Origin of the sequence: Streptomyces buecherae (genome assembly GCF_014295035.1) — a bacterium.
Classification (GTDB): Bacteria; Actinomycetota; Actinomycetes; order Streptomycetales; family Streptomycetaceae; genus Streptomyces; species Streptomyces youssoufiensis.
On record NZ_CP060404.1, the window covers coordinates 6,791,756 to 6,805,523 of the forward strand.

At 75.0% G+C, this 13,768-nt stretch carries 9 protein-coding genes; 5 read left to right on the forward strand and 4 right to left on the reverse strand.

The features are described from left to right. Nucleotides 1-197: 197 nt before the first annotated feature. Nucleotides 198-605 carry a DUF3040 domain-containing protein gene (locus H7H31_RS27015; RefSeq protein ID WP_176161156.1) on the forward strand — a complete coding sequence of 136 codons (408 nt, stop codon included), beginning with the start codon at nucleotides 198-200 and terminating at the stop codon, nucleotides 603-605. 558 nt (nucleotides 606-1,163) lie between these two features. Here the strand turns inward: H7H31_RS27015 and H7H31_RS27020 are convergent. The 4 genes from H7H31_RS27020 to H7H31_RS27035 form a co-directional block, all read right to left on the reverse strand. Beyond that, nucleotides 1,164-3,593, reverse strand: a complete 2,430-nt coding sequence (locus H7H31_RS27020; protein WP_187061489.1) for a transglutaminase family protein — start codon at nucleotides 3,591-3,593, stop codon at nucleotides 1,164-1,166. Beyond that, entirely contained in the window at nucleotides 3,590-4,954 is a 1,365-nt protein-coding gene (locus tag H7H31_RS27025; protein WP_187061490.1) for a DUF58 domain-containing protein, read from the reverse strand. Before H7H31_RS27025 ends, H7H31_RS27020 begins: the two co-directional genes overlap by 4 nt. Beyond that, nucleotides 4,954-5,952 carry an AAA family ATPase gene (locus tag H7H31_RS27030; protein ID WP_176161153.1) on the reverse strand — a complete coding sequence of 333 codons (999 nt, stop codon included), beginning with the start codon at nucleotides 5,950-5,952 and terminating at the stop codon, nucleotides 4,954-4,956. The genes H7H31_RS27025 and H7H31_RS27030 overlap by 1 nt, the downstream gene beginning before the upstream one ends. A 346-nt stretch (nucleotides 5,953-6,298) precedes the next feature. Continuing rightward, nucleotides 6,299-6,856 (reverse strand): beta-class carbonic anhydrase, encoded by a 558-nt coding sequence (locus H7H31_RS27035; protein ID WP_187061491.1) that lies wholly within the window; start codon nucleotides 6,854-6,856, stop codon nucleotides 6,299-6,301. Nucleotides 6,857-7,241: 385 nt separating this feature from the next. Here H7H31_RS27035 and rsmH point away from each other — a divergent pair, with 385 nt between their 5' ends. The 4 genes from rsmH (at nucleotide 7,242) to H7H31_RS27055 (ending at nucleotide 13,758) form a co-directional block, all read left to right on the forward strand. Further along, on the forward strand, nucleotides 7,242-8,201 hold the full coding sequence (gene rsmH / locus H7H31_RS27040; RefSeq protein ID WP_187061492.1) for a 16S rRNA (cytosine(1402)-N(4))-methyltransferase RsmH: 960 nt from the start codon (nucleotides 7,242-7,244) through the stop codon (nucleotides 8,199-8,201). Further along, complete coding sequence (locus tag H7H31_RS27045; protein WP_408647982.1) at nucleotides 8,198-8,902, forward strand: septum formation initiator family protein; 705 nt, start codon at nucleotides 8,198-8,200, stop codon at nucleotides 8,900-8,902. Before rsmH ends, H7H31_RS27045 begins: the two co-directional genes overlap by 4 nt. Nucleotides 8,903-9,715: 813 nt before the next feature. Then, a complete protein-coding gene (locus H7H31_RS27050) occupies nucleotides 9,716-11,797 on the forward strand; it encodes a peptidoglycan D,D-transpeptidase FtsI family protein (protein ID WP_269475474.1) in 2,082 nt (693 codons plus the stop codon). Between the two features lie 254 nt (nucleotides 11,798-12,051). Next, nucleotides 12,052-13,758 (forward strand): UDP-N-acetylmuramoyl-L-alanyl-D-glutamate--2,6-diaminopimelate ligase, encoded by a 1,707-nt coding sequence (locus H7H31_RS27055; RefSeq protein WP_187064997.1) that lies wholly within the window; start codon nucleotides 12,052-12,054, stop codon nucleotides 13,756-13,758. Nucleotides 13,759-13,768: the final 10 nt, after the last annotated feature.

Sequence of the window (13,768 nt, forward strand, 5' to 3'; positions counted from 1 at the left end):
CCCGTATGATCGAAGGCACACGGTCCGGCATGGCGGGTCGGTGGGTGGGGAATGGACGTCTCAGAGCTATCAGGCACCACTGCGGTTCTGGTGGGTGAATTGGCGCAGAGGGGCGGGTTTCACGGGGGCGATTCCCTGCCTATCCTGGAAGGGTCGCACCCCGGTCGCCCCCCGCGACCGACGAGTAGGAGGACTCCGTGCCGCTCTCGGAGCACGAGCAGCGCATGCTCGAGCAGATGGAGCGAGCGCTGTACGCCGAAGATCCCAAGTTCGCGACAGCGCTTGAGGGTAGCGGCCTGCGCACGTACACCCGGCGACGGGTCTACCAGGCGGTCGCGGGTTTTCTGGTGGGCATCGCGCTCCTTATGGCTGGGATGGTCGCCCAGCAGATCTGGATCAGCGTCGTAGGCTTCCTCGTCATGCTGGGCTGTGCCGTGTTGGCCGTGACCGGCTGGCGCAAGGCGCCCAAGCCAGGCGAGCAAGCGCAGGCGACGGGTGGTGGCGGGGCGGCGGCGCCGCGCAAGCCAAGCCGCCACCAGCGTCGTTCGATGATGAATCGCATCGAGGAGCGGTGGCAGCGCCGCCGCGACGAACAGGGTCACTAGGGATTCACCGCACTCCGTCAGCGCGACGGCGCGGGTGTCCTGGACGACGAACCCTCGCCGACGCGGAGTCGGGCCCTTCGACCCGACTCTCGTATCACCACCCCTGAACACCACGTTCACCAGCGAAGAGCTGTGGGCGGAGCACCGCGTGTTGGCGGTTCCCCCACAGCTCTTTCGCGTGCCGGCGCGGCTTGTCCGCGACGCGGGGTTCCGCCGCAGTGTCGCACCGGGACGGGTCGCGCCCGTGAGCCGTACGCCGGGTGGGCGGAGGCCGTGTGTCACGTCGCGTGCCGCCGCGTCGCGTGCCGTGGCGAGAGGCCGAGCGCGGGCGGGCCGGCGCGGACCGCCCGGACACGAGCGGCGTCCGGGGCCCGCGCGCTCCACGCGGGTCCGCGAGCCACCCGGCCAGTCGGCAATCGACCAACCGGCCAGCGGGCCAGTCACCAACCGGCCAGCGGGCCAGTCACCAACCGGCCAGTCGGCCAGATCGACCCACAGCCAACCGCCGGGGTTGGTCCGGGGCGCCCGGCCGGCGAACCACCCGCCGGGCGCTCCGCGTCAGCCGCGCTGCCGGCTCGGGAAACGCAGGTTGGTGAGCCTGCGCCGCCAGGCGGAGGTGCGCCAGCGATCGAGCACTTCGGCCCAGCGCCGGGCGGCCTGCTCGGTGATCCGCGAGGCCGAGCGGGGCAGCAACAGGGCGCGCAGCCGCGCGGGCTTGGTGGCCGCCTCGCGCAGCCCCGCCGCCACCAGTCGTACGTCCTCCGTCAGGCCCGCCGCCGGCCGTGGCCGGGGTGCGTACCAGGTCTCCTCCACCGCCGCCGCCACGCGGTGCGCGGCCTCCGCCGGTGGTCCGGTCAGCTTGCCCACGCCGACGACGCGGGCCGCGGCCTTGCGTGGGGTCAGCGAGTCGTCGGGGGGTATGCCGTAGTCCCAGCCGGTGTCCAGCAGCTCCTGCCAGGCGGCCACCGTGCGCGCGGTGGCGGCCTCCGGGGTGCGGCCGGCCGTCTCGCCCAGCCGTCGCGACCGCGTCCGCACCCGCCAGAGCAGCGGCAGCAGCGGGATGGCCACGGCGGCCAGCGCGCCCCCGCTGATCAGCGTGACCCTGACCCAGGGGAACCCGCTGTCCTTGTCGTCCTCGTCCGGCTCCTTCGGGGCGGGGCCGCCGCACTCGCCGAGCCGCTTCATGTCGACCGTGCAGCTCTCCGACGGCGAGGGACGGGTGGACGGCTCGGTCGAACGGCTCGGCCGCGGCAGCGGCTGGGCCGAGCCGTCGTCCGAGGGAAGCTCCTCGATGGTGTAGTCGGGTTGCGTACCCCGGCTCGGGGTGGGCTCGAAGCGCGTCCAGCCGATGCCCTCGAAGTACAGCTCGGGCCAGGCGTGCGCGTCCCGCAGGCCCACCGACATGGAGCCGTCGGTCTGCGCGGTCCCCGGGGTGAAGCCGACCGCGACGCGCGCGGGGATGTTCAGCGTCCTGGCCATGGCCGCCATGGAGAAGGAGAAGTGGACGCAGAAGCCCTCCCGGTCCCGCAGGAAACGGGCGATGGCCTTGCTGCCGCTGCCGGTCTCCACCTGGGTGTCGTAGCGGAAGCCGCCCTCGAGGGAGAACCAGTCCTGGAGCTTGACGGCCTGTTCGTAGGCGTTGCTCGCGCCCCGGGTCACCTTGTCCGCCGTCTGGGCCACGACCGACGGCAGCGAGTCGGGCACCTGGGTGTACTCGCGGAGCAGCTCCGGGGGTGGTGGCGGGGCCTGGGAAAGCTGTGCGGCGGTGGGGTCCACGGCCAGGCTGGACACCGCGTACCGGATGCCGCGCGTGGTCTGTCCCCGGTCACCGACGATGGTGCGGCCCTCGGGTTCGAAGCGCCAGCGCCCGTCCAGGCGCACCTCGGAGACGGGGTAGGGGAGCGGGAGCCAGTTCTGCGCGTACCAGTCGGCCGCCTGGAGCTGGGTCTCGACCCGGTTCGTGCGGATGTCGGGGCCCAGTCCGGCGGGGGAGGGGAGGATGTCGGGGATGTCCCGCACCGGGCGCTCGGACGGCTTCCACGAGGAGCCGTCGAACTTGTCGAGCGCCACGATGCGCAGGTACATGTCCCGGGTCTCGGGGCTGGAGGTGCGGTAGCGCAACACCTCCTTGTCCTCCGGCTGGTTGAGGCTCTCGCGCAGCGACACCGCGGGATCGACGGCCGAGACCGTGCCGCCGGTGCCGTTGCCCCGCGCGCGGTTGCCGGCCTGCTGGTCGAGCAGCCCGCCGTCCAGCGACGGGAGCACGGCCGGCACGGCCAGCGCGATGCCGAGCGCGAGGACGCCGATCCTGCGCCCCGTGCGCACCGGCGAGGGAGAGGTGCTGCCCACGTCCAGGCCCGAGGACGCCCGGCCCTGGCCGCGCGGGCCCGTGCCGCCGGTGAAGACGCGGCCCCACTGCGACAGCCGGTCGCGGCCCTCGGCCAGCAGGAGCAGCAGGTAGCCGGCGCCGGCGGCCAGGAACCACAACCAGTCGGAGCCGCCTTCGGACAGGCCGGCGGCGATGGAGAACAGCGCGAGCAGGGGCAGCCCGGCGGGGGCGGCGCTGCGGAACGTCACCGCGAGCGCGTCCACCACCAGGCCGACCACGAGCACGCCGCCGATGAGGAGCAGCTCGATGCCGGTGGTGCCGGGCGCCGGGATGGCGTACCGCTCGACGTCGTCGACGCCCGTGCTCAGCAGCCGGCCCAGCTCGCGGAAGGCGGCGGGGGTCGGCAGCACGCCCGCGATGGCCTGGTCGCGCGCGAAGGCCAGGGTCAGCAGCAGCAACCCGGCCAGGGCCTGGGCCGCGATGGTCAGCGGGCGGGCCAGCGGCACCCGGCGGGCCAGCACCCCGATCACGGCCTGGACGCCGAGCAGCACCATCGCCTGCAGGAGCCAGCCGGAGTCTTCCACGAGCGGCAGCAGGGCGCAGCTCGCCGCCAGCGTGGCCAGCGTCGCACACAGCGCCAGCCGGGCGCTTCCACTCATGCCCAGCCTCCGTCCGCCGCGCCGGGCGCCGTGACGCCACCGTGCTGCGCTCGATACTGATCGGCCTGCCGCCACAGCTCGGGCAGCGGCGTCCCGGGGGCGACCGGCAGCGCCGCCCAGCCGGCGTCCCGCAACAGGCGCAGCCGCTCGTCCAGGTGCCGCGGTCGCGTCCACGCCCCGCCGCGCGCCCAGGCGGCGCCGTCGAGGACGAACGCCACGGCCACGCCGCTGCGCTGCCGCATCCTGGCGACGAGCATCGCCTGCTCCTCGTCCAGCTCGCCGAGAAAGGCGACGAGCAGGCCCTCGTTGCCGCCGCGCAGCACGTCGTGGGCGCGGGAGAACCCGGCGCCGTCCGAGTGCCGCACGACCGAGAGGGTGTCCAGCACCAGTCCGGCCGCGTCCGCCGAGTCGTGCGCGCTGGCGTGGCCGCCGGCGCCGTCGTGGCCGGGCACCGAGCTGCCGGTGTCGGTGAGCAGCCGCACCGAGTAGCCCCGCTCCAGCAGGTGCACCGCGGCCGATGCCGCGCCGGAGACGGCCCACTCGAAGGGGGAGTCGGGGCCCGCGCCCTGGTGCGCCACCCGGCGGGTGTCGAGCAGCACCGTGCAGCGGGCGCGCTGGGGTTGCTCCTCGCGGCGCACCATCAGCTCGCCGTAGCGCGCGGTGGAGCGCCAGTGCACCCGGCGCAGGTCGTCACCGTGCCGGTAGCCGCGCGGAATCACGTCGTCCTCGCCGGCCAGCGCCAGCGAGCGGTGCCTGCCGTCCCCGTACCCCGCGCTCTCGCCCGACAGCCGCACGGGGGGAAGGGGCTCGGCCCGGGGCACCACCGTGAGCGTGTCGTAGCCGCTGAAGGCGCGGGTCAGCTCGCACATGCCGAACGGGTCGGTCAGCCGCAGTTGCAGGGGCCCCAGCGGATAGCGCCCGCGCAGGTCGGAGCGGACCCGGTAGGAGACCTCGCGCCGACCGCCCGTCTCGACGCGGTCGAGGACGAAGCGGGGCCTGGGACCCAGCACGTACGGCACCCGGTCCTGGAGCATCAGCACGCCCGTGGGCAGCCGGGACACGTTGTCGATCCGCAACTGCACCCTGGCCTCCGAGCCCGCCGGCACCCGGCCCGGGTCGAGCCGCCGGCTGCCGGCCACCCGGTACCTGGTGCGGTAGACCACGGCCACGCAGACCAGCGGCAACGCGATGAGCAGCAGCCCCACGCGCAACAGATCCGCCTGGCCGAGCACGAAGCTGCACAGCGCCGCGGCCACGCCGGCGGCGAGGAAGGACCTGCCGCGCGTCGTCAACCCGGCGAGCGCCGCGTGCACACCCCCCAGCCCGGGGTCCCGATCCACCGACGTCCCCCCGGCGGACATCACGCCCTCCGGGCGCCCGGAGGCTGCTGGCCGTACGGCGAAGGCACCGGCGTGCGGTGCAGTATCTCGCCTATGACCTGCTCCGAGGTACGGCGGCCCAGCTGGGCCTGGGCCGTGGGCAGCAGGCGGTGCGCCAGCACGGGGGTGGCCAGGGCCTGCACGTCGTCCGGGAGCACGTACTCCCGGCCGGCGAGGGCCGCGGCCGCCTTCGCGGCGCGCACCAGGTGCAGCGTGGCCCGAGGTGACGCGCCCAGCCGCAGCTCCGGATGGTGTCGCGTGGCGCCGACGAGCTCCACGGCATAGCGCCGCACGGGCTCGGCCACGTGCACCGTGCGCACCGCGTCGACCAGCTTGACGATGTCGTGCGCGTGCGCCACCGGCCGCATGTCGTCCAGCGGGGAGACGCCGCCGTGCACGTCGAGCATCTGGAGCTCCGCCTCGGGGTGCGGGTAGCCGATCGACACCCGGGCCATGAAGCGGTCCCGCTGCGCCTCCGGCAGGGGGTACGTGCCCTCCATCTCGACCGGGTTCTGTGTGGCGATGACCATGAAGGGGCTCGGTAGTTCGTACGTCTCGCCGTCCATGGTGACCTGCCGCTCCTCCATCGATTCGAGGAGGGCCGACTGGGTCTTGGGGGAGGCGCGGTTGATCTCGTCGCCGATGACGATCTGCGCGAAGATCGCGCCCGGCTTGAACTCGAACTCCTTGCGCTGCTGGTCGTAGATGCTCACCCCGGTGATGTCCGACGGGAGCAGGTCGGGGGTGAACTGGATGCGACGCACCGAGCAGTCGATGGAGCGCGCGAGCGCCTTGGCGAGCATCGTCTTGCCCACGCCCGGCACGTCTTCGATCAGTAGGTGCCCCTCGGCGAGCAGCACGGTCAGCGAAAGGCGCACGACCTCGGGCTTGCCCTCGATCACTTCCTCCACCGACCTGCGGACTCGATCCGCTGTGGCGGTCAGATCACTGAGGCTCGCTCGATCGTCATAGGTCGTCACCCGGCCCTCCTCGGCCCGTTCCCCGAGCCGCGTCCACGCTGTGGAGCGGCCCACCCCAAACACCGACACCACTCCACGGTGGCGGGGCGTGATGTCACGTAGGCATTCTTGCCGCCCTTGCCACTCCCCGTCACTCGCCTGTGGATAACTCGGGGCGAAATGCCGGACGCGGGAGTGTTGCGGCGGATTTGACTGTGCTGTTGTGGTGCTCTCACCGCGACCGCCGCCCGTGGCGGCCCGGCGCGCGCGGCCCGGTCGACTGGCGGGCTCGTCATGATCGCAGGTTCCCCGCGCGACGAGGTGGTCGGGTGGGCGATGCTCAGCCGGCCGGGCTCGGGCGGTCGGCTCAGGAGCGCGGGGCGATCTCCCGCAGCAGCCCGGTGGTCACGTCGAAGACGAAACCGCGCACGTCGTCGGTGTGCGGCAGGAACGGCGAGGTGCGGACCCGCTGCATCGACTGCCGCACGTCCGCGTCCAGGTCGCGGAACGCCTCGACCGCCCACGCGGGGCGCTGGCCGACCTCTTCCTCGATCTCGTGCCGGAAGTCCTCGGTCAGGGTGAGCAGGCCGCAGTCGGTGTGGTGGATCAGCACCACGCTGCGGGTGCCCAGCGCCCGCTGGCTGATCGTCAGCGAGCGGATGATGTCGTCGGTGACCACACCGCCCGCGTTGCGGATCGTGTGGCAGTCGCCGAGTTCGAGACCCAGCGCCGCGTGCAGGTCGACGCGGGCGTCCATACAGGCGACCACCGCGACGCGGCGCACCGGGCGGGCGTCCATGCCGGGATCGGCGAACGTGGCGGCGTAGCGCTGGTTGGCGGCGACGAGGGCGTCCGTCACCGTTCCCACGGCGGCACTGTCACTGTCCGGGGGAGGGGGCACCGGTGAGGGCGCAGAGGTCGACATGGCACGACCGTAACCGGCGCCGGCCCGAAACGCGGCGAGAGGACGGGGTAAAGCCGATCAACCAGGCCCTATGTGAGGTAACCCACAGGGAGTGGTTGGCTGCGCCGGACGGGTGAATCAGGCGGCGAAGAACAGGCGGGAGACGCGCTGGCCAGTTGGTTGACCGAAGGGACGAGTGGACTAAAGTGACGCGAAGTGGGAGACGTGGCGCTCCCCTTTTCACATCGACAGACCTCCCGCGTGTGCGGCGTGTACGTGCCACTCGGCCTCCTCCCGCTCCCGGCCGCCTGACGTCACTTCCCCGGCGCCAGTAGGCCGCTTCCCCTTCAGCGAGCGGGCGGGGACCCGGCGGCACGCGACCCCCTCACCCTCCCTGGAAGGGCGCATGAGCAGCAACGCTCTCCACGTTCCCGTGATGCTCCAGCGCTGTCTGGATCTGCTCGCTCCGGCGCTCGCCGAGCCAGGGGCGGTGGTGGTGGACTGCACGCTGGGGCTCGGCGGGCACAGCGAGGCGCTGCTCACCACCTTCCCCGCCGCCCGGCTCGTCGCGCTCGACCGCGACCCGGCCGCGCTCAGGCTCGCCGGCGAGCGGCTGGCTCCGTACGGCGACCGCGCCACCCTGGTGCACGCGGTCTACGACGAACTGCCAGAGGTCCTCGACCGGGTGGGCGTCCCGCGCGTGCAGGGCGTCCTCTTCGACCTGGGCGTGTCCTCCATGCAGTTGGACGAGGCCGACCGTGGCTTCGCCTACGCCCAGGACGCCCCGCTCGACATGCGGATGGACCAGAGCACCGGCATCAGCGCCGCCGAGGTGCTCAACACCTACCCGCCGGGCGACCTGGTGCGGGTGCTGCGCACGTACGGGGAGGAGAAGTTCGCGCGCAAGATCGTGGAGGCCGTGGTGCGCGAGCGCGCGAAGGAACCCTTCACCAACAGCGCCCGGCTGGTCGAGTTGATCCGCGACGCGCTGCCCCAGGCGGCCAAGCGCACCGGCGGCAACCCCGCCAAGCGCACCTTCCAGGCGCTGCGCATCGAGGTCAACGGCGAGCTGCGGAGCGTCGAGCGGGCCATCCCGGCCGCCGTGTCCCGCCTCGCCGTGGGCGGCCGGATCGCCGTACTCGCCTACCACTCCCTCGAAGACCGGCTGGTGAAGCAGGTGTTCGCGGCCGGAGCCGCCAGCACGGCGCCGCCCGGGCTGCCCGTCGTGCCCGAGCAGTACCAGCCGCGCCTCAAGCTCCTCACGCGCGGGGCCGAACTGCCCTCCGAGGAGGAGGTGGCCGAGAACCGGCGCGCCGCCCCGGCCCGACTGCGAGGTGCGCAGCGCATCCGCGAGGAGGCCCCGTGAGCGGCCCGCGGCAGCGCACCGGCGACGGCCGGATGAACCGGCTGGTCCGACTGCGGCCGACGGGCCGGGGCTCGGCCCGGCGGGCCCCGTTCGTGCTGCTGGTCGTCGTTCTCCTGGGCTCCGGGCTGATCACGCTGCTGGTGCTGAACTCCTCGCTCAACCAGGGCTCCTTCGAGCTGAGCCGGCTGGAGCGGCAGACCGACGACCTGACGGACGAGCAGCAGGCGTTGCAACAAGAGGTGGACGAACTCGCCCAGCCGAACACCCTGGAGCGGCGGGCCCGCGAGCTGGGCCTGGTGCCGGGCGGCGGCCCCGCGTTCCTGAACCCGGACGGCACCGTGCGCGGCGTGCCGGCGCCGGCGACGAAGGGGCCGACGACGCGGAGCGGCTCGACGGCCGCGCTGCCGCCCGCGCTCCAGCCGCCCAGCCCACCGGCCACCCCGACCCCCGCCCCGTTCGGCCGCACCCTCGGCCCGGGCACCACGACGCCCACCCGGCCGGAGGCCGCGCCAGCCCCCGTCACCCCGGCCCCCTCGTCCATCCCCGGCACCCCGACGCCCACCCCCTCCGGCCCCACGGTGGGCCCGGGGGCCGCCGCGCCCGCCACCGGCCACGCCGCCCCGGGCGCCGCGCCCGTCGGCCAGCCACCGGCGCCCGGCGCCGCACCACCAGCGAACTCCACCCCGACCTTCGGCAGGTGACGTTGTGCCGCACATCGACGACGGAGGCCGCGGATGACCGGCCGGGAGCCGCGAGACCCCCGCGAGCCGGGCGACCGGCGCGCGCCCCGCGACCGTCGTGGCGCCGGCGGCGCCGGCGGTGACCGTACGCCGAGGGAGCCGCGCGACGGCGGACCCCCACGGGGCGCGCGCGAGTGGGAGGAGCGCCGCGCGGCGCGCGAGGCCCGCCGGTCGCAGGGCGCGCCCGGCGGCCCGCGCGAGCCGGGCCGGCAGGACGGCGGCGCGGGTCCCGCGCGCCCGCGCGGCGCCGCCCGGCGCGACGACGGACGCCCGGCCGACGGCGCGGGGCGCGGACGCCCGCTCCCGAGGGACGAGCGGCCGGAGCGGGCCGGCCCGCGCGAGAGCGGCGGCCCACGTGAGCGCGGTGGACCGGACGAGCGCGCGCGCCGCGCGGACGGCGCGCCGCGCGGCCCGCGCGGCCCACGCGGCCCCCGTGACGCGGCGCCCCGACGCGACGGCGCACGCCCCTACGCCAGCGAGCCCCCGCGCCGCGCGGAGCGCGCGCCGGGCCAGGCGCCCGGGGCGCGCCCAGGCGCGCGCGGCGTCCGCCCGCCGGCCGCCGGCGCCCCGCAGGGGGACGCGGAGCGGCTGCGCGCGCGGGGCCCGTACGGCCCGGCCGGCCGGCCCGCCACCCCGCGACCGGGCGATGAGGGCCGGCCGCGCGGCGTGGTCCGGCCCCGGGACGAGGAACGAACCGGCGGCGAGCGGCGCGCGGCGGCCCCCGGCCGAGCCCGCCCCCGGCCGCCGTACGCGGACGGGGAGCGGGGCGAGCGCGTGGGCGCGCGCCAGCGGCGCGAGGGCGCCGGCGCGAACGCGGCGGGCCCCGGCCCGAGCGACGCGGGCCGGCGCGACGCGGGCCGGGCCGGGGCCGAGCGCGCGCCCGGCAACCGGCGAGAGGCGGAGCGCGAGCGCCCCGCACGCCCCAAGGCGCCCGCCGCGGGGCGCCGCACCCCGGAGCGGCCGGGCTCCGGGCGGCCACGGCCGCCCAGGCCACGCGGCGGTTCGGGCGGAGCGGGAGGCTCGGGCCGTCCGCCGTCGCGGCTGCGCAACCCGCGCCCGAGGCTGCGCCTGGTGAGCCTCGCGCTCACGCTCGTGATGCTCGCCTTCGTCGTACGGCTGCTCCAGGTGCAGGCCGTGGACGCCAACGCCTACACCGCCAAGGCCAACGTCAACCGCTACATTCCGGTCACCCTCGCCGCCGAGCGCGGGTCGATCACCGACCGTACCGGCGTCGAGCTGGCCACCACCGTGGACGCGTACGACATCACCGCGGCGCCCGACCTGCTCACCCCCGAGCGCGCCAAGGTCGACGACGCGCCGCAGCAGGCCGCGGCGCTGCTCTCGCCGATCCTGGGCGTGGGCGAGCGCGAGCTGGTCGGCAGGCTCACGGCCAACCCCACGTCGAAGTACGCCGTGCTCGCCCGGCAGCGCACGCCGCAGGTGTGGAACCAGATCAAGGACCTCAAGAGCGCGCTCTCCGACAAGGAGGCCAAGGGCCGGGGCGTCAACGTGCTGGCCGGAATCAACCGGGAGCGGCACAGCAAGCGGGTTTACCCCAACGGCGACCTCGCCGCCGGCGTGCTGGGCTTCGTCAACGCCCAGGGCAAGGGCAGCGCCGGCATCGAGCAGATGCTCAACACCGAGTTGGCCGGCAAGGACGGCAAGCGTGTCTACGCCCAGTCCGGCGGCCGGCAGGTGCCCACCGCGGACGTGAAGGAGCAGCCCGCCGTGCCGGGCTCGGACGTCGAGCTGACCATCGACCGCGACCTCCAGTGGGCCGCGCAGAAGGCCATCAGCGACCAGGTGCGCGAGTCGAAGGCCGACGGCGGCTACGTCGTCGTCCAGGACACCCGGACCGGCGAGATCCTCGCGCTGGCCAACGCGCCGGGCTTCGACCCCGCCGACGTCTCCGCCGCCGACCCGGCGGCCCTCGGCAACGCGGCGCTCACCGACGCCTACGAGCCGGGCAGCACCAGCAAGCTCATGTCGCTGGCCGCCGTCCTGGAAGAGGGTGCCGCGACCCCGCACACCCGGGTCGTGGTGCCCAACCGGCTGCCCCGGGCCGACCGCGCGTTCGCCGACGACATCGACCACCCCACCTGGTACCTGACGCTCAACGGCGTGCTCGCCAAGTCCAGCAACATCGGCACCATCCTGGCCACCGAGCAACTGGGCGAGAACCAGCCCGAGGCCAACGAGGTCCTCTACTCCTACCTGCGCCGGTTCGGCCTCGGCCAGCCCACCGGGCTCGACTTCCCCGGCGAGACCGCCGGCATCCTGGCCAAGCCCAAGGACTGGAGCGCCTCGCAGCAGTACACGATCCCCTTCGGGCAGGGCCTGTCGCTCAACGCCGTCCAGGCCGCCTCGGTGTACTCCACCATCGCGGGCGGCGGCGAGCGGGTCGTACCGACGCTGGTGCGCGGCACCAAGGGGCCCGACGGGCGGTTCACGCCCGCGCCCGAGCCGCAGCGCACCCGGGTGGTCAGCGAGAAGACGGCCAGGACGCTCGCCCGGATGCTGGAGTCCGTCGTCGACGACGAGGAGGGCACCGGCGCGAAGGCCAAGATCCCCGGCTACCGCGTCGCGGGCAAGACCGGTACGTCCAACCGGGTCGACCCCAAGACCGGCCGCTACCACGGCTACACCGCCTCCTTCGCCGGCTTCGCGCCCGCCGACAAGCCACGGGTGACCGTCTACTGCGCCGTCCAGAACCCCACCAAGGGCAGCTACTTCGGCGGCCAGGTCTGCGGCCCGATCTACAAGCAGGTGATGGAGTTCGCGCTCAAGACCATGCGGGTGGCCCCCACCGGCAAGCAGCCCGCCCGGCTGCCCGTCACCTACCAGCCCGGACAGTGAGCGCGGGCCGCCGTGAGTACGATCACCCCCGGCCCCGGGAACCACGGCTCGCGGCCCCCGGCGCACCCCCCGTTCGGCCCACGGGAAGACCCCCGCGACGCCTCGTCCGTCGCGGGGCGCCCGGCGGCGTGCCCGGGCGCCCCGCGACCCCCGCCCCGTCGAGGTCCGCCGCCGTCCGCCCGGGCCCCGCGAGCGCCGGGCCCCGGCCCCCCTCATTTCGCGGCGGACCCCATGGGCCCGGTACGCTCACCGCCGTGCCACACGCTGATCAGTCTCAAACCACCCAGAAGGACGCCGCCCCGGTCTACCCGGGTCCGCCCCGCCCCGTACGGGTCCGCCCCACCCCCCTCGCGGAGCTGGCCGGTCAGCTCGGAATCGAGGCCCCGGCGGCGACCGAGGAGGGCGCCGAGGCCACCGGCATCACCCACGACTCCCGGGCGGTACGCCCCGGTGACGTCTACGCCGCGCTGCCGGGCGCCCGCGTACACGGCGCCGACTTCGCGGCCCAGGCCGCCGACCTCGGAGCCGTCGCCGCGCTGACCGACCCGGCGGGAGCCGAACGGGTGGCGGCGGCCGGCCTCCCGGCGCTGGTCGTGCCGGACCCGCGGGCCAGAATGGGCGCGCTGGCGGCCACCATCTACGGCGAGCCGGGCGAGGACCTGCTGCAGATCGGCATCACCGGCACCTCGGGCAAGACCACCACCGCGTACCTCATGGAGGGCGGCCTGCGCGCCGCCCTGGCGGCCGACCACGCGTCGGGCGCGCCCGAGGAGCGGAACGAGGGCGCCCAGGCCGCCGAGCTCACCGGCCTCATCGGCACCGTGGAGACCCGCATCGGCGACGACCGGATCAAGTCCGAGCGCACCACGCCCGAGGCCACCGACCTGCAGGCGCTGTTCGCGGTGATGCGCGAGCGCGGCGTGCGCTCGGTCGCCATGGAGGTCTCCAGCCACGCGCTCGTGCTCGGTCGCGTCGACGGCTGCGTCTTCGACATCGCCGTCTTCAACAACCTCAGCCCCGAGCACCTCGACTTCCACCCGGACATGGAGGACTACTACCGGGCCAAGGCGCAGTTGTTCACCAAGGCCCGCAGCCGGGCCGCGGTCATCAACCTCGACGACGAGTACGGGCAGCGGCTCGCCCGCGAGACCCAGATCCCGGTCACCACGTTCTCCGCCGAGGGCCACCCGGACGCCGACTGGCGCGCCGCCGGCGTCGAGATCGGCCCGCTCGGCTCGACGTTCACCGCGCTCGGCCCCGAGGGCCAGGCGGTGCGCGCCGCCGCCCCGCTGCCCGGCACCTTCAACGTCGCCAACGCGCTCGCCGCGATCACCGCCCTGGTCGTCGCCGGGATCGACCCGCAGACCGCGGCCGACGGCGTCGCCGCGGTGCCCGGTGTGCCTGGCCGCCTGGAGCGCGTGGACGCCGGCCAGCCCTACCTGGCCGTCGTCGACTACGCGCACAAGCCCGACGCCGTCGAGTCCGTGCTGCGCGCCCTGCGCAAGGTCACCGACGGCAAGCTGCACGCCGTACTCGGCTGCGGCGGCGACCGCGACCCGCACAAGCGCCACGCCATGGGCGCGGCCCTGGCCCGGCTGTCCGACACCGCCGTGCTCACCTCCGACAACCCGCGCTCCGAGGACCCGTTGGCGATCCTGGCCGCGATGCTCGCCGGCGCCGCCGAGGTGCCCACCCACGAGCGCGGCACGGTGCTGGTCGAGGAGGAGCGCGCCGTCGCCATCGCCGCGGCCGTCGCCCGCGCCGAGCCCGGCGACACCGTCGTCGTGGCGGGCAAGGGCCACGAACAGGGCCAGGACATCGCCGGCGTGGTGCGCGCCTTCGACGACCGCCAGGTGCTGCGCGAGGCCATCGAGGCGGCCCGCCAGCACCCGGGCCACCCGTACTACGCATCCGCAGCGCCCAGCGCCTCTCGTACGCAGCACCACGACGACCAGGGATGACCCACCGCCA